Annotated in this window: 24 protein-coding genes; 23 read left to right on the top strand and 1 reads right to left on the bottom strand. The window is 70.6% G+C overall.

Annotated elements, in window-relative coordinates; translation table 11 throughout:
- The first annotated feature begins 81 nt into the window (after positions 1-81).
- From ACFYO2_RS29530 to fabG, 5 genes are all read left to right on the top strand, one after another.
- Positions 82-465, top strand: coding sequence for an SRPBCC family protein (locus ACFYO2_RS29530; RefSeq protein ID WP_388355129.1), 384 nt, complete (start codon positions 82-84; stop codon positions 463-465).
- Between the two features lie 68 nt (positions 466-533).
- Positions 534-1649 (top strand): 3-dehydroquinate synthase II family protein, encoded by a 1116-nt coding sequence (locus ACFYO2_RS29525; RefSeq protein ID WP_388355127.1) that lies wholly within the window; start codon positions 534-536, stop codon positions 1647-1649.
- Between the two features lie 109 nt (positions 1650-1758).
- A complete protein-coding gene (locus ACFYO2_RS29520; RefSeq protein ID WP_388355125.1) occupies positions 1759-2277 on the top strand; it encodes a MaoC family dehydratase N-terminal domain-containing protein in 519 nt (172 codons plus the stop codon).
- Positions 2277-2711 (top strand): MaoC/PaaZ C-terminal domain-containing protein, encoded by a 435-nt coding sequence (locus tag ACFYO2_RS29515; RefSeq protein ID WP_388355124.1) that lies wholly within the window; start codon positions 2277-2279, stop codon positions 2709-2711. The genes ACFYO2_RS29520 and ACFYO2_RS29515 overlap by 1 nt, the downstream gene beginning before the upstream one ends.
- Positions 2712-2772: 61 nt before the next feature.
- Positions 2773-3477 carry a 3-oxoacyl-ACP reductase FabG gene (fabG, locus tag ACFYO2_RS29510; protein ID WP_388355122.1) on the top strand — a complete coding sequence of 235 codons (705 nt, stop codon included), beginning with the start codon at positions 2773-2775 and terminating at the stop codon, positions 3475-3477.
- 148 nt (positions 3478-3625) lie between these two features.
- Here fabG and ACFYO2_RS29505 read toward each other — a convergent pair whose 3' ends face one another.
- A complete protein-coding gene (locus tag ACFYO2_RS29505) occupies positions 3626-4591 on the bottom strand; it encodes a zinc-binding dehydrogenase (protein ID WP_388355120.1) in 966 nt (321 codons plus the stop codon).
- Positions 4592-5054: 463 nt separating this feature from the next.
- On the opposite strand from ACFYO2_RS29505, the gene ACFYO2_RS29500 reads away from it, so the two are divergent.
- From ACFYO2_RS29500 to pdhA, 18 genes are all read left to right on the top strand, one after another.
- Positions 5055-6101 (top strand): 3-oxoacyl-ACP synthase III family protein, encoded by a 1047-nt coding sequence (locus ACFYO2_RS29500; RefSeq protein WP_388355119.1) that lies wholly within the window; start codon positions 5055-5057, stop codon positions 6099-6101.
- The gene (locus ACFYO2_RS29495) at positions 6102-6884 is read left to right on the top strand and encodes an SDR family NAD(P)-dependent oxidoreductase (protein ID WP_388355118.1); all 783 of its coding nucleotides are present in this window, start codon (positions 6102-6104) and stop codon (positions 6882-6884) included.
- Positions 6885-6897: 13 nt separating this feature from the next.
- Positions 6898-8304: a class I adenylate-forming enzyme family protein gene (locus ACFYO2_RS29490; RefSeq protein WP_388355116.1), complete on the top strand. Its 1407-nt coding sequence runs from the start codon at positions 6898-6900 to the stop codon at positions 8302-8304.
- A gap of 129 nt (positions 8305-8433) precedes the next feature.
- The gene (locus ACFYO2_RS29485; RefSeq protein ID WP_388355115.1) at positions 8434-9273 is read left to right on the top strand and encodes a hypothetical protein; all 840 of its coding nucleotides are present in this window, start codon (positions 8434-8436) and stop codon (positions 9271-9273) included.
- Positions 9274-9592: 319 nt separating this feature from the next.
- On the top strand, positions 9593-10288 hold the full coding sequence (locus ACFYO2_RS29480; RefSeq protein WP_388355113.1) for a response regulator transcription factor: 696 nt from the start codon (positions 9593-9595) through the stop codon (positions 10286-10288).
- The gene (locus tag ACFYO2_RS29475; protein WP_388355111.1) at positions 10281-10952 is read left to right on the top strand and encodes a 4'-phosphopantetheinyl transferase family protein; all 672 of its coding nucleotides are present in this window, start codon (positions 10281-10283) and stop codon (positions 10950-10952) included. Before ACFYO2_RS29480 ends, ACFYO2_RS29475 begins: the two co-directional genes overlap by 8 nt.
- A 168-nt stretch (positions 10953-11120) precedes the next feature.
- On the top strand, positions 11121-11555 hold the full coding sequence (locus ACFYO2_RS29470) for a pyridoxamine 5'-phosphate oxidase family protein (protein ID WP_388355109.1): 435 nt from the start codon (positions 11121-11123) through the stop codon (positions 11553-11555).
- Positions 11556-11672: 117 nt separating this feature from the next.
- The gene (locus tag ACFYO2_RS29465; protein ID WP_388355107.1) at positions 11673-12896 is read left to right on the top strand and encodes an MFS transporter; all 1224 of its coding nucleotides are present in this window, start codon (positions 11673-11675) and stop codon (positions 12894-12896) included.
- A 304-nt stretch (positions 12897-13200) separates the two neighbouring features.
- Positions 13201-14043: a 2-amino-3,7-dideoxy-D-threo-hept-6-ulosonate synthase gene (locus ACFYO2_RS29460; RefSeq protein WP_388355105.1), complete on the top strand. Its 843-nt coding sequence runs from the start codon at positions 13201-13203 to the stop codon at positions 14041-14043.
- Between the two features lie 46 nt (positions 14044-14089).
- Positions 14090-14362: an acyl carrier protein gene (locus ACFYO2_RS29455; RefSeq protein ID WP_388355103.1), complete on the top strand. Its 273-nt coding sequence runs from the start codon at positions 14090-14092 to the stop codon at positions 14360-14362.
- Positions 14359-14622 (top strand): hypothetical protein, encoded by a 264-nt coding sequence (locus tag ACFYO2_RS29450; protein WP_388355101.1) that lies wholly within the window; start codon positions 14359-14361, stop codon positions 14620-14622. Before ACFYO2_RS29455 ends, ACFYO2_RS29450 begins: the two co-directional genes overlap by 4 nt.
- Complete coding sequence (locus tag ACFYO2_RS29445) at positions 14612-15820, top strand: beta-ketoacyl-[acyl-carrier-protein] synthase family protein (RefSeq protein ID WP_388355100.1); 1209 nt, start codon at positions 14612-14614, stop codon at positions 15818-15820. The genes ACFYO2_RS29450 and ACFYO2_RS29445 overlap by 11 nt, the downstream gene beginning before the upstream one ends.
- On the top strand, positions 15817-16578 hold the full coding sequence (locus ACFYO2_RS29440; RefSeq protein WP_388355098.1) for a ketosynthase: 762 nt from the start codon (positions 15817-15819) through the stop codon (positions 16576-16578). The genes ACFYO2_RS29445 and ACFYO2_RS29440 overlap by 4 nt, the downstream gene beginning before the upstream one ends.
- Positions 16575-17063, top strand: a complete 489-nt coding sequence (locus ACFYO2_RS29435; protein ID WP_388355097.1) for a PaaI family thioesterase — start codon at positions 16575-16577, stop codon at positions 17061-17063. Before ACFYO2_RS29440 ends, ACFYO2_RS29435 begins: the two co-directional genes overlap by 4 nt.
- Positions 17064-17068: 5 nt before the next feature.
- On the top strand, positions 17069-18316 hold the full coding sequence (locus tag ACFYO2_RS29430; protein ID WP_388355095.1) for an FAD-dependent oxidoreductase: 1248 nt from the start codon (positions 17069-17071) through the stop codon (positions 18314-18316).
- Positions 18317-18321: 5 nt separating this feature from the next.
- Positions 18322-19254 carry an arylamine N-acetyltransferase gene (locus ACFYO2_RS29425; protein WP_388355093.1) on the top strand — a complete coding sequence of 311 codons (933 nt, stop codon included), beginning with the start codon at positions 18322-18324 and terminating at the stop codon, positions 19252-19254.
- Positions 19255-19295: 41 nt separating this feature from the next.
- Positions 19296-20477 carry an LLM class flavin-dependent oxidoreductase gene (locus ACFYO2_RS29420; protein ID WP_388355092.1) on the top strand — a complete coding sequence of 394 codons (1182 nt, stop codon included), beginning with the start codon at positions 19296-19298 and terminating at the stop codon, positions 20475-20477.
- Positions 20381-21568 (top strand): pyruvate dehydrogenase (acetyl-transferring) E1 component subunit alpha, encoded by a 1188-nt coding sequence (pdhA, locus tag ACFYO2_RS29415; protein ID WP_388355090.1) that lies wholly within the window; start codon positions 20381-20383, stop codon positions 21566-21568. The genes ACFYO2_RS29420 and pdhA overlap by 97 nt, the downstream gene beginning before the upstream one ends.

Below are 21568 nucleotides of genomic sequence, written 5' to 3'. Positions count from 1 at the left end.
AAGTCGGGCGCCGCGGTCCCCTTCTCCACCACTACGCCCCTTCTCCACCACTACGCACAAGTACCCAGCGAGGGAGTCTGCATGGGAAGCGTGACAGGAAGCATCAGTATCGCGGCCCCGTTCGCCGACGTGTTCGCCGTCGTCTCCGATCCGGAGCGACTGCCCGACTGGTGCACCGACTTCGCGCGCGCGTCGCGCAAGGAGGGCGCCCACTGGACCGTGGACACGCCGTTCGGCCCGGTCGAGGTGCGCTCCTCGGCCGACCGCGGGACGGGAGTCGTCGATTTCCGCGTGGTCTCCGAGCACGGTGATCACCGCGCGTTCACCCGGCTCATCGCCGTGTCCGACAGCGAGAGCGAGTTCGTCTTCACCCGGCTGTTCGGCGCCGGAGAGGGCGAGGCCGAGGCGCCCCAGCTGCTCGCCGTCATCGAGGGCCGCCTCAAGGCCCTCTCCTCCCTCTTCTGATCCCCAGCGTCTCCGCACCGCTGCATTCCTGCACTGCTGCGTTCCTGTATTCCTGGAAGGGAAAGTCCGTGAAGTTTGCCTGGATCGATTTGCGTTCGGTGAGTGCTGAGCACCAGGAGGCCGTCGTCGACGCCGCCGTCCACGCGCGCCTCGAAGGTGTCCTCGACGACAAACTGGAGGTGCTCGCCGCGCTGCCGCCGACCGTCCTCAAGGTCCTTCTTCCGGCCGCCGACGCGCCGCTTCCGCCCGAGGCCGCGGACATCGCCGACATCATCCTGACCCCCATCTCCAAGGTCGAGGAGCTGGACAAGCTCAAGCTGACCGTGGACGGCGGCACGTCCGTCGGTGCCTACGTCGACGTCGTCGACGACCCCACGCTGCGGCTCGCCTGCGCCGCGGCCATCGCGCTGCCGAACACGCTCGTCAAGTTCCGTGACCCCACCAAGATCCCGCTGGAGATCGTCATCGCCGCGGCCGACAAGTCCCCGGGCCGTCTGATCTGCGAGGCCGGCGACCTCGAAGAGGCCGGGATCATCGTCGACGTGCTGGAGAAGGGCTCCGACGGCCTGCTGTACGGGGCGAAGGACTCCAACGAGGTGTTCGGCCTGGTCGAGCTGCTCGGCGCCAAGACCCCGGACCTGGACCTGACCACGCTCACCGTCCAGTCCATCGAGCACAACGGCCTCGGCGACCGGGTGTGCGTCGACACCTGCACCCACTTCGGCAAGGACGAGGGCATCCTCATCGGCTCGTACGCCTCGGGCTTCATCCTCGGCGTGAGCGAGACCCACCCGCTGCCGTACATGCCGACGCGCCCCTTCCGGGTCAACGCCGGTGCCCTGCACTCGTACGTCCTCGGCGAGGACAACCGCACCAACTACCTGAGCGAGCTGAAGGCCGGCAGCACGATTCTCGGTGTCACCGCGGATGGCAAGACCCGCCGGATCGTGGTCGGCCGGGTGAAGCTGGAGTCGCGTCCGCTGCTCACCATCCGCGCTCTCTCACCGGAGGGCGTCGAGGTCAGCCTGACCGTCCAGGACGACTGGCACGTCCGTGTTCTGGGCCCGGGCGCCGCGGTGCTCAACGTCACCGAGCTCAAGGCCGGGGACCAGCTCCTCGGCTACATCGCCACCGACAAGCGGCACGTGGGCTGGCCGGTCGCCGAGTTCTGCATCGAGAAGTAGGCGGCGGGCAGCGCAGCCGCGACTCAGCGAGCCCGAACCAGGCCCGCCCCGGAGAGCCTTCCCCCCTTGGCTCTCCGGGGCGGGCCGCTCACCGAGTGAGGAGTGCCGAATGGCCGACACCGCACCATTGACGAACGAGACCGGCCCTGGGCCGTCGCCACAGTTGACGCGGGACACCGGCCCGGGGCTGTCGCCCGGAACCCGGCTCGCGCCCTTCACGGTCGCCGTGGAGCGGGGCAGGCTGCGGTTCTTCGGGAGCGTCATCGGGCTGGAGGACACCGAGTTCACCAGTCTGGAACGCGCCCGGGAGGCCGGACACCACGATCTGCCCGTGCCGCCCACCTTCCTCTTCGGGCTCGAACTGGAGCACCAGGCGGACGCCGAGGGGCAGGACGGACCACCGGTGGACCCGAGCCGGGTCCTGCACACCGAGCAGTCCTTCAGCTACCACGAGACGGCACACGCCGGCGACGAGCTGGTCTTCTCTCCCGTGATCACGGACGTGTACCGGCGGCGCGCCGGAACCATGGAGTTCGTGGTCCGTGACACGGCGGTCACCCGCCCCGACGGGACCGCTGTCGCCGATCTGCACCAGGTGATCATGGTGCGCCGTCCGGAGGGCGAGTGATGACCACGCCGACACCAACGTCCCTGGTGGGTACGGAACTTCCCGACCTGCACCCGGCCGAGGTGACCCGGGCGACGCTCGCCCTGTTCGCCGGCGCGTCCGGCGACCACAACCCGATTCACATCGACACCGACGCGGCCCGGGCCACCGGCTTCGACGACGTGCTGGCCCACGGCATGCTCTCGATGGCCTTCCTCGGCAGGCTGGTGACCTCCTGGGTCCCGCTCGGCGCCGTCCGTTCCCTCAAGGCGCGCTTCTCCGCGATGACTCCGGTGCACGCGCTGCCGCACTGCACCGGACGCGTCACCGCCGTCGAGCAGGGCGCCGACGGCGAGCTGCTGGCGCGGATCGCGCTGGCCGTCCGGCTCGCGGACGGCACGCTCACGGTGCGCGGCGAGGCCGTGGTGGCGGCGGACGCCCTGCCGAGGACTTGAAAGAGACGTACGACGTGAAAGACGCGTACGACCCGAACGCGTCCCCAGAGAGGACATAACCATGGCACGTTCCGTGCTGGTCACCGGAGGAAACCGGGGCATCGGGCTGGCGGTCGCCCGTGCCTTCCTGGAGAACGGCGACAAGGTGGCGGTGACCCACCGCGGCAGCGCACCGCCCGAGGGAATCTTCGGTGTGCGGTGCGATGTGACGGACACCCAGCAGGTGGAGGCCGCGTTCAAGGAGGTCGAGGACGCGCACGGACCCGTCGAGGTCCTGGTGTCCAACGCCGGGATCACCCACGACACGTTGCTGCTGCGGATGCCCGAGGAACGGTTCACCTCGGTGCTGGACACCAACCTGACCGGCGCCTACCGGGTTTCCCGGCGGGCCGCGCGCAGCATGCTCAAGGGCCGTTGGGGCCGGGTGATCCTGATGTCCTCGGTGGCCGGCATGACCGGCACGGTCGGTCAGGTCAACTACGCCGCCAGCAAGTCCGGGATGATCGGCATGGCACGCTCCATGGCGCGCGAGCTCGGCTCGCGGGGCATCACCGTGAACGTCGTGGCTCCGGGCCTGGTGCTCACCGACATGGCCGAGCAGCTGCCCGAGGAGCGTCGTGAGCAGATCCGCGGCCAGATCCCGCTGGGCCGGCACGGCGCCGTCGACGAGGTGGCCTCCGCGGTGACCTGGCTGGCCTCCGAAGGGGCAAGCTATGTCACGGGCGCGGTGCTGCCGGTCGACGGCGGCCTGGGCATGGGCCACTGATCCGCGGCCGGTATGTGACGGACGGACCGGCCCACGGACGTACGCGAACGGACCGGGGCGCGCCGCGAACGAGCGGCGCGCCCCGGTCCGTCGGGCCCTCTGGCCCGCGTGCGGCCGTTGTCCTGCGCGGGGTTGCCGAAACGTACGGCTACGGAATCGTCAGGATGATCTTGCCGAAGAGATCGCCCCGCTCCATGCGCTCGAAGGCCTGGTGGATGTCGCGCATCGGGAACACCGAGTCGACCACGGGCCGCACGCCCTTGGCCACGCAGAAGTCGAGGAGAGCCGCGAGCTCCTTCTTGCTGCCCATCGTCGAGCCGATGACCCTGAGCTCCCGGTAGAAGATGTGCTGGAGCTCCCCGAGCGGCGGATTGGGGCCGCTGGTGGCACCGGAGATGACGAGTCGGCCGCCGTCCTTGAGCGCGCGCACCGAATGCGACCAGGTGGCCTCGCCCACGGTCTCCAGGACCGCGTCGACCCGTTGCGGCAGACGTGCCCCCACCTCGAAGGCCGCCTCCGCGCCCAGCGCGACGGCACGCTTGCGCTTGACGTCGTCGCGGCTGGTGACGAAGACACGGAAGCCGGCCGCGGAGCCGAGGACCACCGCCGCGGTGGCCACTCCGCCGCCTGCGCCCTGCACGAGAACGGTGTCGCCGGGGCTGAGGTCCGCGTTGGTGAACAGCATCCGGTACGCGGTCAGCCACGCGCCCGGCAGACAGGCCGCCTCGGCGAAGCCGAGCTCGGCGGGCTTGGGCAGCAGATTCCATCGCGGCACGGCGATGCGCTCAGCGAACGTGCCGGGGTATTTCTCGGACAGCATCGAGCGCGGTTCGTCGGGTCCGACGCCGTGGCCGCTCTCGCCGATGACGGAATGGATGACGACCTCATTGCCCTCGTCGTCCACCCCGGCGCCGTCGCAGCCGAGGATCAGCGGCAGGTCCTGCTCGCCGAGGCCCACGCCTCGCAGCGACCACAGGTCATGGTGGTTGAGCGAGGCGGCCCGCAGCTGGACGGTCGTCCATCCGTGAGACACCGAAGGCTCCGGCACCTCGCCCAACTCCAGTCCTTTCAAGGGCGCTTGAGGATCGATACGGGCGACATAGGCAGCGATCATGGCCCGAGGCTAATCCTCCGGAGCGGTCATCCGGCTGCCCGGCGGGAGTCCCCCTTCGGCTGCGACGAAAGGGCACCGCCAACGGGCCTTACCGCGGCCCGCTGCGGACGCGAGGCTGGCACGGCAGTACGGGGCAGGGCACACACCCCGTGCAGGAATCGGACGAGTGGGGATCCGGCGCCTCAGGGCGGGACCCGCTCCGGGGCGGTGCCGGACCGATCCGGGCCCACCACGAAACCACTCGTCCGCCCCGCACTGGCTGCTGGTGGTGGCGGTCCACGGAGGCCGTCCACGAGGCCGTTCACGGAGGTCGTCCACGACGACGGCCCACGGAGGTCGTCCACGACGACGGCCCACGGAGGTCGTCCACGACGACGACCCTCGGCGGTCGTCACCACCAGCCGCGAAGTCACCCGTTCAGCCGCTGAGTTGGCGGCGCCCGCCAGGAGGAGAGTCCCAACCTATGACGAAGGCTGCCAGCCCCATTCCGTACGGCGTGGGCATTCGGGCCATCGGAGGGTATGTGCCGAGCCAGGTGGTGACCAACGCCGATCTTGAGGAGCGCCTGGACACCACCGACGCCTGGATCAGCGAGCACATCGGCGTCAGCACCCGGCACTGGTCCGCCCCCGAGGAGCGCACGTCCGACCTGGGCGCCGCCGCGTTGCTCGACGCCTGCGAGCGGGCCGGGGTCAGCCCCGACTCGATCGACCTGATCATCTGCGGCACGTTCACCCCCGACCACATGCTGCCGGCGGCCGCCGTGGCCATCGCGCGCAAGCTGGGACTGACCGGCGTTCCCGGGTTCGACGTGAACAGCGGGGGCTGCCCCGGCGGCACGTTCGCCCTCGACGTCGGCGCCAAGTACCTGATGTCCGGCCAGTACCGCAGGATCGCGGTGGTTCTCGCCGACACCACGACCAAGACCCTCGACCCAGAGGACCGCACGGTCGGTGTGATCTTCGGTGACGCCGCCGCCTGCTACCTGCTCGAACCATGCGCCCCGGGCACGGGCATGACGCCCGCCCTGCTGCGCAGCGACCCGAGCGCGTACGAGACCGCGTTCATCAAGCGGGAGCAGCGCACCTGGTCCAAGGACGGCAGCGGCAAGGTGTCCGGCTTCGGCAGCAACTTCATGCACATGCACGGCCGTTCGGTGCGCAACTTCGCGCTGGACAACATGCCGAACTTCGTTCTCGAACTGCTCGAACACCACGAGATGACGGTCGATGACATCGACCTCATCATCTTCCACCAGGCCAACTACCACCTGATCCACCTCCTCATGGAGAAGATCGGGCTGCCGCCGGAGCGCACGCTCACCAACGTCGAGCGGCTGGGCAACACCTCCGGCGCGGGGGTCCCGCTGGTGCTGCGCGAGGCTGTCGACACCGGCCGCGTCAAGGCGGGAGACACCGTCGTACTGGCCTCCTTCGGAGCCGGGATGAGCCATGGCGGCACGGTCATCAAGTGGACCGCCGACGACGACTTCCTGGTGCCGGCCCACTAGATGGACATCCAGGGAAAGATCGCGCTCGTCGCCGGCGGCACCTCCGGCCTCGGCCTCGCCGTGGCAGAGCTGCTGCTGGCGGCGGGTGCGGGCGTGGTGGTCATGGGGCGCGACGCGGAGCGCGGGCACAAGGCCCTGGTGGAGCTCGGCGAGGGGGCGTCCTTCGCGGCCGGCGACATCACCGACCCGGACGACGTGGCCGCCGCGGTCGCCGCGGCGGAGCGCCGGGGCGGCCCGCACATCGTCGTCAACTGCGCCGGGGCGACGGGGGCCGGACGCGTAGTGGGCAGTAAGGGCCCGCTGCCCCTCGCGGATTTCCAGCGCCTCGTCCAGGTGAATCTGATCGGCACCTTCGACCTGGTCCGCACCTCCGCGGCGGCGATGCTCCGCCGCACGCCGGGCGCCGACGGTGGCGAGGGCGAGCCCGAGGAGCGCGGTGTCATCGTCTGCACCTCGTCCATCGCGGCGTACGACGGGCAGCAGGGCCAGGCGGCCTATGCGGCCTCCAAGGCGGGTGTCGTCGGCATGACCCTGCCGCTCGCCCGCGACCTGGCCGGGCACGCGGTGCGCGTGGTGACCGTGGCGCCCGGCCTGTTCGACACCCCGATGTTCGCCGGACTGCCCGACCGGGTGCGCGGCGCGCTGGTGGGCGGTACTCCGTACCCGCGACGGCTGGGCCGCCCCGAGGAGTTCGCGGCCCTGGTCCGGCACATCGTGGAGAACCCCATGATCAACGGCGAAGTGGTCCGGCTCGACGGGGCCTCACGCCTCGCGACTACCTGAGGAACGGACGGAAATGGCCGAGAGCACACAGTTCAGGTCCTGGCTCGAATCCCGTGTGACCGAGCCGGGCAACGACGACGTCTGGGCCGTCGGGGAGACGGTGGTCACCCGGCGGCAGCTGAGGGAACGCGTCGAGTACGAGCGGGTGGCGCTCCGGGCGCGCAGCATCACCGAGGGCAGCGCGGTGGCCGTGCAGATGATGCCGAGCTTCACCATGCTGTCGACCCTGTTCGCACTCTGGTCGCTCGGCGCCCAGGTGCACCTGCTCGACCCGCGGCTGACCAAGACGGAGACCAGCCGGCTCATCGACCTGTGCGAGCCCCAGTTCCATGTCACCTCGGGCGATCTCGGCGGTGTCTTCAGCTCGTTCCGTGACGAGACACCTGTCGAGGGGATCCGGCTGCGGGCGGGGCGTCCCGCCAAGTCGTCCCATCCGCTGGTGCAGTTCAGCTCCGGGTCGACGGGCCTGCCGAAGGTGATCGGCCGCACGGACGCGTCGCTGCATGAGGAGATCGAGCGCTTCGCGCAGCTGCCCGAGATGCCGCGCGGCGGTGAACGGGTGCTGCTGCTCAGCTCGATCATGCACTCCTTCGGTCTGATCGGCGGCGTCCTGCACGGCCTCGATGTCGGCGCGCCGCTGCACTTCAGCAGCCGGCCGCAGGCCCGGGAGCTGGTGCGGATGCTGGCCGAGCGGGAGATCGCGGCCGTCTTCGGCGTGCCGCTCCACTTCAGCCTGCTCAGCCGGGTGCCGCAGATCCCCGAACTCCCCGCGCTGCGGCTGGCGGTCAGTGGCGGCGAGGTCCTCGACGCGAAGGTGTACGACGACTTCAAGACCGGCTACGGCATCGCCATCGGTCAGGCGTACGGCATGACGGAGACTGGGATCGTTGCCACCGACCTGGGCGGCCGCTACGGACCGCCGGCCGTCGGCGAGGTCGTGCCGGGCCTTCGTACCGAGGTCCGTGAGGGGACCCTGCGCGTCCGGCTGCCCGAGTGCCCCTATCTGTACGCGGACCGGGCGGACCGCTACCAGAACGGCTGGCTCGACACCAAGGACCGGTGCTCGGTCCGGCCCGGCAGCGAGGCGCTGGACATCACCGGCCGCGCGGACTCCCTGGTCGCGGTGGGCGGTCTGAAGGTCGATCTGACGGAGGTGGAGCGGACCCTTTCCGAGCACCCGTTGATCGAGGAGGCGGTGGTGGTGTTCGGCGAGTCGATCGAGGCCCATGTGGTCACGAGCGGCGAGCTGCCCCGTGGTGAGTTGCTCGGCTGGTGCCGGGAGCGGCTCGCCTCGTACAAGCTGCCGCGTGCCTTTCACTACGTCGCCCGGCTGCCGCGCACCTCGAACGGAAAGCTCGTCCGCAACCGTGAGCTACTCCACACCGCACAGGGCCGGCAGCCCAAAACCTCAGCTCACTGAGGTAGCAGTACTTGGCGGAATTGTTAGTTCCACGCTAAAAGATCTCTAACTGACCCCCTGAACGTTCTACGTTGAGTTCGCTGTTAGCGATCCGCTGCACCGGCGGACGTCGTACAAGGGGGCCCGGTCATGCGATCGGAACAAGACGAACGCGATCACATACACGAGGAGGGCAGCACCGGAGCGCTGGAGGAGCTGGCCCAGGAGGCGGAGACGGCGATCGTCCGGCTGCGGCAGTCCCTCGCGGCGCTGCCGCAGCAGGGCTTCGCGGTCGGCGGGGGACAGAGTCTGGCCGACGAGGAGGTGCAGGGCTTCGTGGCCCAGGTGGCCGGCACCGTCTCCGGTCCGGTGCTGGAGATGCGGCCCGGAGCGGGCATGCGGCCGGAGGCGCTCAGGGACCTGCCGGAGCTGGGCGCCGAACTGTTCGAGCGTGACACCGAGTTGCACATGCTGTGTCAGCACGTGACGCGCTTCGACCCCGAACTGCGCGGTGAACTGGGGCTGGTGGAGGAGCAGGGCGGCCTGGTCAGAACCATGGAGACGCTGCCGGGCTGGTTCCTCGTCCTCAGCGACTCGCTCGCCCTGGTGCCCGCGGTCGAGGGGGGCGGCGTCTGCGTGGTGCGTGACCCTGCGATGGTCGGCGTCCTGCAGTCCGTCTTCACCGACTACTGGCTCAGGGCCCGCCCGTTCTCGCAGGGCGGCTGGCGCGGGGCGCGCCTGGAGGACGTCTCGCAGGAGGTCAACGCCGTCATCATCCGGATGTTGTGCACGGGCGCGAAGGACGAGCTCGTCGCCAAGCGCCTCGGCATGTCCGTACGCACCCTGCGCCGCCGCATCGCCGACATGCTGGGCGGGCTGGGGGCCGCGAGCCGTTTCCAGGCCGGTTTCGAGATCGGCCGCTCCCTGGGCGACGAAGCCATCTGCGACGCGGAACGGGCTCTCGAGGATCGTTTCGGTACATCGGCCTGATACCAGGACTCCGGCCGATCAGTCAGGTGCCCGTTGTATCAACGAATTAGTTGCCTCTTATACCAACTTCGAGGGCGCGTCCATCATCTTCCCGCCAGACGCGTCAGGTTGTTGTCAGTCAGGAACCTGAGGTTCTCGGAAGTGGCTTGAACTGCGCCGTTCGACCAGTATGGACTTCGGAGCGTGCCGGTCCCGGCCGATGAAGTCCAGGCGACCTATCTCGAGAATCCGTGGCTCCACGGAATAATGAGCCGCGGATTCTCGTGTGTAGCGCTCCACCGTTTCGCTCTGATTCGATGAAGTGCTACAGGGGGTTGGCATGTCGGACTCGGTGATGCTCAAGGAATCCACCACGGCTGACGCGCATTCGGCCGCGAGAGGTGTTCTCGTAGCCCTGTCCAGCGAGGTCATACGCTGGGGAATCTGCAACATGCTTGAGCGGCTCGAACCGCCGCGCCATATCGAGCCGTACGGCGATGTGACATCCGCCTCGGACGTCCTGCGCAGCGGCCTGTATTCCCTGGTGATCGTCGACGCCGCCGACGGCGAGGACGTCCTGCTTCAGCTGACCGAGAACGCCGGGCGGCTCGGCGTGAAGGTACTCGTCCTGCTGGACCGCGCCGACGCGGGCACGGTCGAGCGGATCGCGGCCTTGCCGGCCGACGGGTTTCTCGTGCAGTCCGATCTCACGCTGGAGTGCATGAGCGAGACGCTGGAACGTCTGGACCGGGGCGACCTGCCGATCCCGGCGACCATGGTGCGCCAGTTGATGGCCCGGGCCCGCAGCGGCGGCGCCCGCGCCTTCCAGGCGCAGGTGCGGCTGACCCCGCGTGAGCACGACGTCCTGCACCTGATGGGCGAGGGACTGAGCAACAAGCAGATAGCCAGGCGGTTCGGCATATCGGTGCACGGTGTGAAGCGGCATGTCACCAATGTGCTGGCCAAGCTCAACTGCCCCAATCGCACGCAGGCCGTGTCGATCGCGCTCAAGCAGGGTCTGCTCGCCAGTGGATGACGAGTCCGACGCCCCGGTCGTCCACCTGAGCAGGCTGGACGCACCGGGGCTGGCCGCCGGCCCGGAGCCCGACTGGGCGCTCCTCAGTCCGGACGAGCGGGCCCGGGCCGACCGGATGCCGCCTTCTACGCGGCGCGTGTGGATCCGCTCCCGCGCCCTGCTGCGGACGACGGTGGCGCACCATCTGGGATGCTCCGCCCGCGAGGTGCGGGCGGCCCGCGACCCGCTCGGCAGGCCGTTCCTGCCGGACGCGCCGCATCTGCACATCAGCCTGGCGCACACCACCGACTGCTGTGCGGTGGCGGTCAGTACGGCGGGTCCGGTGGGCGTGGACGTCGAGTGGGTCAGACCGGCGAGCCTGCCCGACGGACTGGCCCGGCGCATCCTCGGGCCCGCCGAGCTGGAGGAGTGGGACCGGGTCGCCGCTCCGGACCGCACCCGGTGGCTGCTGCGCCGCTGGACCTGGAAGGAAGCAGTGCTCAAGGCCGAGGGAATCGGGCTCGCGGGCGGGCTGCGCTCCTTCGGGGTGCGGCGGACGGCGGCCGGGCTGCGGGTCAGCGGCAGCCGGCACCGGCCGGAGTGCTGGTGGCTGGACGAGGTCCCGGCGGGCCCGCGGCACGTCGCCGCGGTCGCCCGTGACCGGCGGGGCCGCACCCCGCGCTGACGACGGCGGACTCCCCGTACGCCGAGATGTGAATTTCCCCGAACGGACGGCGCGCTGTTCCGGCATGCCCGATTTCAGCCAGGCCGGCGGAACGAACAAGTTCCCACACAATGTCCCCGCATGACCGAAAGGAATTCTCCGATGGCGAGAGACGTGAAAGGACGGGTCGTGCGACCCGTACGCGCGGTGCTGATAACACGCCGCCGTGACGACGGAATTCAGGCGTCCCCCGTCTCCGCCCTGGCGATCGGCGCTGACTGCTTTCTCGTCACCTCCAGCGAGGTGACTGCCAAGACACGGAACATCCGGCGCGATCCCCGGGTGGCGATCTGCGTGGTGTCCGAAAGCTGGTACGGCCCCTGGCAGACGATCGAGGGAAACGCGGAGATCCGGAGCCTTCCCGACGCGTTCGACGACCTCAAGGAATTCCACCGCGTGCGGGACGGCGGCGCGCTGGGCGTGGGACCGGACTTCGACAGGAGACTGCTCGCGACCTGGGAGGCCGAGGCCAAGGTGCTCATCGCGGTGCACGCCGAGCGCGTCGCCCGCGCGCCCTCGATCGACGAGCTCGCCTCCGCTCTCATCTCGCGGCAGACCCGCTAGCCCCGCGGGCCGTTACTCCCGCGGCGCCCTTCCCCACCCTCACCATTGCGCATTTGTTCGAAACCCCGAACCCCGAACCCGAAATCCCCGAATCCCGCTCGCCCCTTGGGAGAAGAGATGAAACGCATCGCACCACTCGCCCTAGGCATGTTCGCCATCGGACTCGACGCCTTCATCCTGTCCGGGCTGCTGCCGGGCATGGCCGACTCCTTCGACGTGTCCCTCGCCGCGGTCGCCCAGGTCGTCACCGGCTTCACCTTCGCGTTCGCGATCAGCGCCCCCCTGCTCGCCGTGGCCACGGCAAAGGTCGGCCGCAAGAAGCTCGCGCTCTACGCGCTCGCCATCTTCGCGATCGCCAACGCTGGCAGCGCGCTCGCGCCCTCGCTGTGGGTGATGGTGCTCGTCCGCGTCCTGGCCGGCGCCATCGGTGGCGTCTACTCACCGGCCGCCGTGGGCACGGCCGTTCAGCTCGTGCCGCCGGCCCAGCAGGGCCGCGCGCTCGGCACCATCATGAGCGGCCTGTCCGTGTCGACGATCCTCGGTGTGCCGGTGGGTGTGCTCGTCGGCACGCAGGTCGGCTGGCGCGCGGCCCTGTGGGTCGTGGTCGGCGTCATCATCGTCGCGATCATCGCCATCGCGGCGCTCGTCCCGTCCGTCGGCGCCACGCCCACGCCCGGCCTCAAGGACCGCTTCGCCGTCCTGACCGACGGCCGGGTGCTGGGACGGATGTTCGTGATGTTCCTGTACGGCGTCGCGCAGATGGGCCTCGTCTACACCTTCCTGCCCTCGATCCTCAAGGACAGCGCCGGTGTCTCCACCAAGAGCCTGCCGGTCTATCTGCTGATCGCCGGTGTGACCTCGTTCGTCGGCAACGCCCTGGCCGGCGCCCGCCTCGACAAGGGCACGTCGCCCAAGTTCATGCTGGGCGCGGCGCTCGCGGCGGTGGCGGTCATCATCGCCGTGTTCCCCTACGGCGCGTTCAACGCCGTCGCCGCCGGAGTCGTCATCCTCTTCTACGGATTCGCCGTGGCCCACGTCCAACTGCCGCTCCAGTACCAGCTGATGCGCATCGTGCCGCAGCACACCAGCATCGTGGTCTCGCTGCTCAACTCCGCCCTGTATCTGGGCACCGCGGTCGGTGCCGCGATCGGCGGTGCCGTCCTCGCGGGCGCCTCGACGACGTCGCTGACGTGGACCGGTTCCGCCGTGGTGGCCGTCGCCCTGCTGATCAGCCTCGCCATCAAGCAGGGCGAGGCCCCGCAGGCCGCGCCGGGCACGGCACCCGCACGCGACGCCCAGCCGCAGGGTGCCGCCGACGCACCCGCGGACGCCGCCTCCTGACCCACCCCGCACCACCCGTCACCACCTTCAGCGCCTTACCACCCGGCCTTCCACGGCCGCACTCCTACGGGGCATCCCCCGTGCCCCTCCGGGCCCGTCGCGTCGAACACGCGGCGGGCCCGGACGCGTGTGCGCGTGGGGCGGGGACGGGTGTGGGCGTGGAGGCGGGGGTGGACTGCCTGTACGGCTACCTCGGATGTCGTGTTCCGGCGCCCCGCAGGAGCTGTCCTTTCGAGGATTCTGCGCAGGCCGGGGCGCCGAAAGAATCCCCTTAGTGTTTCCGCCACTTGGGGGTAGATCGAAGATGGTTGCGTTGACCACAGGGCTGGACGTCAGGCTCGCCCGGCTCTCCCGGCATCGCGCCGGCCACTTCCTGTTCGTGCCTATGGACCACTCCGTGGCCGACGGCCCCATCACCACCGCCGCCCGGTTCAGCCAACTCGTGGGCACGGTCGTGGACAACGGCGCCGACGCCATCGTGGTGCACAAGGGCCGTGCCCGTGCGGTCGACCCTCAACTGCTGCGCAGTTGCGGGCTGATCGTGCATCTCAGTGCGAGCACTCCGCACGCGCTCGACGGCGACGCGAAGATCCTGGTCGGTGACGTCGCGGACGCCGTGCGGGCGGGCGCCGACGCGGTCAGCGTGCACGTGAACATCGGCGCGGACACCGAGGCCGCGCAACTGGCCGACCTGGGCACCGTCGCCCGTGCCTGCCAGGAGTGGAACCTGCCCCTGCTGGCCATGGTCTACCCGCGCGGCCCCCGTATCGCCGACCCGCACGTCCCCGCCCTGCTCTCGCACGTCGTCAACATCGCCGCCGACCTCGGCGCGACGATGGTGAAGACGACATGGGCGGTGCCCGCCGAGGGCATGGCGGAGGTCACCGAGAGCTGCCCCATCCCGGTCCTCGTCGCCGGCGGCCCGAGCGACAGCGGCAGCCTCGCCGACTACGCGGCCACCGCCCTGGACGCCGGCTGCCGCGGCCTCGCCGTGGGCCGCCGCGTCTTCGAGAGCGCCGACCCGGGCGCCGCCGTCCGCGAGGTCGCAGCCGTCGTGCACGGCCACCGGCCGGGCCGTACCGCCTCGTCCGTACTGCCGCCCCTCGCCACCGTGCAGCACCGGGCGAGCGTCCCGGCTCAGATCTGAGCACCCCCTCGACCGTCCATCCCACGACCCGCAAGGGAGCCGAACCATGCAGGAAGAGACCCGGGACTTCGTCCTCGCCGTCATCCGCGACGTCATCAACCTCCCCGTTCCCGAAGGCGCCGACGCGGACACCCCGCTCGGCCCCGACGGCCTCGAACTCGAATCCCTCGCCATGATCGAGCTGTTGCTCCAGCTGGAGGGCGAGTACGACGTCGAACTGCCGGAGGAGGACGTGGACCCCGAGACGGTCCGCACCCTCGGCCAGCTGGTCCAGGTGGTGGTCGACCGGCGTACGGCGGTGGCAGGAGCCGGGCGTTGATCGCGCGCGGTGACATAGAACGCCTTCTCATCGACAGCGGGATCACACCCGAACCCGGCCCCCAGGGCCCCGACGAGTTCGTCGTCGACTCACTCACTCTCGTCTGGATGCTGCACCTGCTGGAGGAGCGGCACGGCATCCCGTGGGAGCCCGAGGAGGAGGAACTCGTCGGGTTCACCTCGGTGGCCGGCGCCCACGCCGTGCTCGCCCGGCGCTTCCCCGGCCGGGTGGAACAGGGAGAGGTAACCCATGGCAGCTGAAGTGGCCATCACCGGCTACGGAGTCTTCACCTCGTACGGATTCGGCGCGCAGGCCCTGCGCGACGGGCTCTTCGCGGGCCACACCGGCTTCACTCCGGTCACCCGGTTCGACTCGACGCCGTACCACGCGGACCGAGCGGCGACGTACGAGGGAGAAGGGCCCGAGATCCCGGGCCTCCCGGTGAAGCCGGGCGTCACGCCCGGGCAGGGAGAGGTCCTGCGGGCGTGTGCGCTGGCGGCGCTCGCGATGGCCCGGCACAACGGCGCGGACGCGCCGGTGCTGCTGGGCACCGCGGGCGACCACTCCGGCAACCGGGGCTTCTGGGAGGACATCGCAGCCGGCCGAACCCCGGCCGACCCGCGGGTACTGGACAGCCTGCCCTCGCGGCTCGCCGAGCGGCTCGGTGAGGAACTCGGCCTGGGCCGCCAGCGGCTGGCGTTCGTGAACGCCTGTGTCGCGTCGACCAACGCCATCGCGCACGGCGCCGAGCTCATCAGCCGGGGCAGCGCGGACGTGGTCGTGGCGGGCGGCTCGTACCTCGTCACCGAGGACGTCTTCGCCAAGTTCGACTCGGGCAAGGCGCTGAGCAGGGAGGGTGTCGTACGCCCCTTCGCCAAGGGGCGCATGGGACTGCTGCAGGGCGACGGCGTGGCCGTGCTGGTCCTGGAGTCGGTGCGGCACGCACGGGAGCGGAACGCCGGCATCCTCGGGAAGGTGGCGGGCTGGGGCATGGCCGCCGACGCCCACCACGTCATCCAGCCGCACCCTCGCGGTGAGGGCATGGCCGCCGCGGCGGGCGCCGCCATCCGGCGGGCCGGCATCGCGCCCGAGCAGATCGGCTACGTCAACGCCCACGGCACCGGTACGCCGCTCAACGACGTGGCCGAGACCGCCGCGCTGCACCGCATCTTCGGCGAGCACGCCCCCAGCGTCCCGGTCAGCTCCACCAAGAGCGGTACCGGTCACATGCTGGAGGCCACCGGAGCGGTCGAGGCCGTCATCACCCTGCTCGCCCTGCGCGAGGGGCTGCTGCCCCCCACGCTCGGCTACCAGGAACCCGACCCGGACTGCGACTTGGACTACGTACCGAACGCGGCCCGGCCCGCCGACATCACGCACGCCCTGTCGCTCAACGCGGCCTTCGGAGGGGTGAACGCAGCGCTGGTGCTGGAGCGCGCAGGAGAGGACGCAGCATGACCGCACGTACGAACACCCCCGCCGCGGCGGACTTCGTCCGCCCCCGCGCGGTCGCCGGCGCCGCGTGTCTGGCGCCGTGGGGCGAGCGGGCCGAGGGCGTGCCGGGAGGCGCCGCGGAGGAACTCCCCAAGGTCGTCGGCTTCGTGCTGTCCCGGTTCAGCCCGATCGTCAACGCGGCCGTCGTCGAGTGCCTCGGCGACCCGGCGGCCGAGGACAACCTGGTCGGCCAGGCCGGCCCGCGCACCGCGATGGTGCTCGCCACCATGTACGGGGACACCGTCACCGGCGACACGGCGACCGCGCGGATGGTCGACGGGAAGGTGCACAGCCCGCTGCTGTTCTTCCAGTCGGTGACCACGTCGATCCTCGGCCATCTCACCAAGAAGTACGGCATCACCGGGCCGTTGACGTCGCTGTCCCACCTGACCGACCCGGGCGGCCAGGCCCTGCTGCTCGCCGACTCGCTGCTGGAGTCGGACGCCGCGGACCAGGTCGTGATCGTGGGCGTCGAGACGGCCGCGAACGAGCGGGCCTCGTCGGTGCAGCAGCGGCTGACGGAGGATCAGGATCTGGTGGGCGCGCTGCCCGTCTCGGACGCCGCCGCCGTCGTACTGCTGCGCAAGGCCGGTCAGGGCAGCGAGCGGCTGCCGCTGCTCGCCTCGGCCGTCACGGAGCCCGACGGCGCCGCGGCCCCCGAGTACGGCTGGCTCAGTGGCCTGGTGGCCGTGGGCCGCCCGAGGGCGGGTGTCGCCGCATGAGCGCGCCCGTGGAGCAGACCGGCGAACAGCCCGGGCAGGAGGCCGTCTTCGAGGCGCCCTTCGACATGGAGACGCTGACCCGGCCCGATCTGCTGACCACCAGCCTCGGCATCGTCGTCGAGGACTGGAATCCGGAGCGGATCGTGGGCAGCCTCCCGCTGGACCGCAACCGCCAGTACTACGGCTTTCTGCACGGAGGGGCCAGCGCCGCCCTGGTCGAGACCCTCGGCTCGCTGGCCGCCGTCCTGGAGGCAGGTGTCGGCGGCATGGTCCTGGGCCAGGAGCTGTCCGTGACCCACCATCGGGCCGCACGTGGCTCCGGATCGGTCACCGGCATCTGCACCCCCCTGTTCGTGGGCACGTCCGTGGCGACGTACGAGGTCACGGTGCACGACCAGCGCGAGCGGCGCATCGCCACCGGACGCATCACCTGTCAACTGCGGCGCCGCAGCGTCCGCAGCCCCGAACCCGAGAAGAAGGTGTAGAGCCCATGGCTGATGAGTCGGCTACCGCTGTCCGCACGACGGCAGACGCCTGCGTGGTGGGGGCCGGCCCGGTGGGCCTGCTCGCCGCCCTGGCCCTGGGCCGGCAGGGCTGGCAGGTCACCCTGCTGGAACGCCGCCCCGAGCCGGCGCCCGGCGGCCCCCCACCGGGCGCCCCGGCCGTAGTGAACATCGTCCAGCCCGTCACCCTGCACCTGCTCAACCAGCTCGGTCTGCTCGACCGTCTCACCGAGGGCGCCGGCATCATCCCGGGCGCCGAGATCTACTTCGGCGGTCACCTCGCCGCGCGCTACCGCTACGACGAACTCGACGGCAGCCCCGTACCGCACGCGCTGTCCATCCGCTCCTTCGACCTGGTGCGGCTGCTGCTCGCCGAGCTCGCCGAGCTGTCGAACGTGACGGTGGTGTGGGAGGCGGAGACGCAGGCGCTGACCCGCGGCCGGGACGGAGCCCGCAGCACGCTCACCGTCGTCACCCCCGAGCAGCGGCTGGCCGTCGACGCGCGGTTCGTGCTCGCCGCCGACGGACGCTCCTCCACGATCCGCGAACTGGCGGGCATCCCGGCCGAGGTGGTGCCCTCCACCGGCTCGTACCTGGACGTCGTCGTGCCGAGCCCGCCCGGCTGGGACGGCGTGGCCCGCGCGCACTTCGGGGCGCACGGCTATCTGCTGGAGACCCGCCGCGCCGAGGAGGGCCTCGTCCTGGTGTGGATCACCGACTCGGCGACCGCGGCGCAGGTGACCGATGGCCCGATCGAGCTCCTCGTAGAGACGCTGTCCGGGGTCGTGCCCCGGCTCGCCGACTGGATCGCCGAGCACGTCAAGGACTGGGACCAGGTCCGCCGCGTACAGCACCACTTCGTGCGCACCAAGACCTGGAACCTGGACAACGTCGTGCTGGTCGGCGACAGCGCGCACGGCATGCACGCCTTCGGCGGCCAAGGCCTCAACACCTCGCTCCAGGACGCCGCTTGCCTGACCGAGATGGTCGACAGCGCACTGCGCGGCGACACCGCCACGGGCATCGAACGCTACGAGGCCCTGCGGCGCCCGTTCATCGAGGCCTTCCAGTCGCTCCAGGTGAGCAACACGCAGGAGCCGCCCGCGGGTGCGGCCGCCGAGGAGGAGCGCGCACCCGAATTCGAGGTGCTCGCCCTCGGCCAGCCCGCGATCCGTCCCCTGATCGCCGACGCCGCGGCCTTCCTGGCCGAGGACAACGGCCAGCACAGGAGGTAGTCACCGTGTTCCGTCTGGATTCCTACGCCCAGCGCATCGGCTATGCGGGCCCGTTCACCCCGACCCTGGACGTCCTGCGCGACATCTGCCGCGCACACGCGCTGAGCGTGCCGTTCGAATCGCTGGACGCCATAGAAGGCAGGCTGGTCCTGGAGGACGACCTGCTCTTCGACAAGGTCGTCGCCGACCGGCGCGGCGGCGCCTGCTTCGAGAACCACACCCTCTTCCACCGGGTGCTGCGCGAGATCGGCTTCGACGTCTCCTTCCTAGGCGCGTACATGTGGCGCCCGCACCACAACGAGTACTCCAGGGTCTTCGCGCACATGCTGCTCAAGGTCCGCCTGGAGGACGCGGACTGGCTGGTCGACGTCAGCTTCTCGCACGACACGTTCATCGAGCCGGTCCCGCACGCCTACGGGGAGTTCGAGCAGCGCGGCTGGAGTTTCCGTATCGCGGCCGCACCGGGCGTCGAGGGCGGTGAAGGTGTGGAGGGCGACTGCGATGTGGTCGAGCGCCGTGGGGCGGACGGCCAGTGGGTGCCGCTGTACAAGTTCGGCAGTGAGCCGCGCCGGGTGGGGGAGTTCCAGGAGTGCCTGGACTACCTGTCAGGACCGGACTCCCGCTCGCAGATCATGAACACCCTGATCTGCGCGCGGACACTGCCCGAGGGCAAGCTCACCGTCATCAACGACCTGCTGATCACCTCCAGGCCGGGCGAGGAGTCGGTGCGCAGGCTGCGCGACGCCGAGGAGGCGTCCTCCTTCCTCGACCTGATCTTCGAGGGTCACGCCCCGCTGTCCGCGCGCGCCCGGCGGATCTGGCGCGAGCGCTTCGCCCAGGACGGCGACCGGGCGGCCGGCAAGGCACCGAAACCGGCCGCACCCGCCGGGACACGGGCCGCGCCGAGCGCACCGGCCGTGGCGGCCTCCGACTGGTGAACCGACGTAGCCGCGCAACGAAGCACCCCGGAAGGAACGACATGACAGCCGAAGCCTCACAACCCCTGCGGTTCGGGGCCTTCCTCTCCCCGCTGCACCCGCTCGGGGAGGATCCCACCCTCACCATGTGGCGGGACCTCGAGCTGATCGAATGGCTCGACCAGCTCGACTTCGAGGAGTTCTGGGTCGGCGAGCACCACTCCGCCGGTTGGGGTGTCATCCCCTCCCCGGAGCTGTTCATCGCCGCCGCGGCCGAGCGCACCCGGCACATCAAACTGGGCACTGGCGTGATCAGCCTGCCCTACCACCACCCGTACATGGTGGCCGCGCGTGCCGTGCAGCTCGACCACCAGACCCGCGGCCGCTTCATCCTGGGCGTGGGAGCCGGTTCGCTGCCCTCCGACATGCATCAGCTCGGCATCGCGCCGGCCGAAACCCGGCAGCGGACCGCCGAGGCCCTCGACACGGTGCTGCACCTGCTGCGTTCCGAGGAACCGCTCACCGTGGACCGCGGCTGGTACCGGCTCGACGACGCACGGCTGCAGTTGCGGCCCCGGTCGCGTGACGGCATACAGGTCGCGCTGTCCAGCGCGACCTCCCCGTTCAGCATGCGGCTGGCCGGGCAGCACGGCGTCACCCCGCTCTCCTTCGGCGCGCCCAGGCCCGGCAGCGGACCGAGCGACCTGAAGGAGCAGTGGCGCCACCTGGAGGACTCCGCCGAGGCGCACGGGCGCACCCCGGACCGCTCCGCGTGGCGCGTCACCCTGCCCCTGCACATCGCGGAGACCCGCGAGGAGGCCTTCAGCCAGGTCCTCGACGGGTGGCTGCGCTACCGCAACGAGTACTGGGCCGAGACCCTCGGTCTGCCGGTCGCGCTCTCCCCGGCCGATGCCCGCAAGGCGCTGGAGTCGACCGTCGACAACATGGGCGCGATCATCGGCTCAGTGGACGACGCCATCGCCACGATCCAGCAGATCCAGGAGGTCACCGGAGGCTTCGGCCGGCTCCTGGTCAACGTGCAGGACTGGGCGTCCCACGAGCAGACCAAGCGCAGTTTCGAGCTCCTCGCCCGCTATGTGGCCCCCCGGTTCACCGGTGCGCTGCGCGGCCTCGAAGCCTCCCAGCGGTGGACCGCCGAACGCAGCCAGGCATTCCTCGGCGCGGCCTTCGCCGCACAGCAGAAGGCCGTCGAGGACAGCGGAACCGTACGGGCAGGTGGCTGACCGTGACCGGTGCGGCCGAGCCGGACTTCGTCCAGTTGCTCACTCCTCGGGGCGAGCGGACCGAGCACCCGGAGTACCGGCTCGACCTCTCGCCCGAGGAGCTGCGCGGTCTGTACCGGGACATGGTGCTGACCCGTCGCTTCGACGCGGAGGCCACCTCCCTGCAGCGCCAGGGCGAACTCGGCCTGTGGCCCTCCTCGTTCGGCCAGGAGGCCGCCCAGATCGGTTCGGGGCGGGCTGTCCGGGAGGGCGACCACGTCTTCCCCAGCTACCGGGAGCACGGCGTCGCCTGGTGCCGCGGGGTCGACCCGACCAACCTGCTCGGCATGTTCCGGGGGGTGAACAACGGCGGCTGGGACCCGGACGCCGACAACTTCCACCTGTACACCCTGGTCATCGGCTCGCAGGCCCTGCACGCCACGGGCTACGCGATGGGTGTCGCCAAGGACGGCGCCGACTCGGCCGTGATCGCTTACTTCGGGGACGGCGCGTCCAGCCAGGGCGACGTGATGGAGTCCTTCAACTTCGCGGCGGTCTACGACGCCCCTGTCGTGTTCCTCTGCCAGAACAACCAGTGGGCGATCTCGATGCCGACCGAGAAGCAGACCCGCGTCCCGCTCTACCAGCGCGCGCAGGGCTTCGGCTTTCCGGGCGTCCGCGTCGACGGCAATGACGTGCTGGCCTGCCTGGCCGTCACCAAGTGGGCGCTGGAGCGGGCCCGCCGGGGCGAGGGTCCCACCCTGATCGAGGCGTACACGTACCGGATGGGCGCGCACACCACCTCCGACGACCCGACGCGCTACCGCATGTCCACTGAGGTGGAGAGCTGGCGGCAGCGCGACCCGGTCCAGCGCCTCGCCACCTACCTCACTGCCGAGGGTTGGGCCGACCGGGCCTATCTGGACTCGGTGGAGGAAGAGAGCGAACACCTCGGGCGCCGCGTCCGCGAGGCCGTACGCGTCATGCCCGCTCCCGACCCGACCCTGATCTTCGAGAACGCGTACGCGGACGGGCACGCGCTCGTCGACGAGGAGCGGGCCCAGTTCGCCGCCTACCAGGCGTCGTTCGCGGATGAAGGGGAGGGCAAGTAG

This window comes from Streptomyces sp. NPDC006602 (genome assembly GCF_042870385.1).
In the GTDB taxonomy this organism is placed as follows: domain Bacteria; phylum Actinomycetota; class Actinomycetes; order Streptomycetales; family Streptomycetaceae; genus Streptomyces.
The sequence above is the reverse complement of the archived record's forward strand: the minus strand, read 5'-3'. Positions and strand labels throughout refer to the sequence as shown.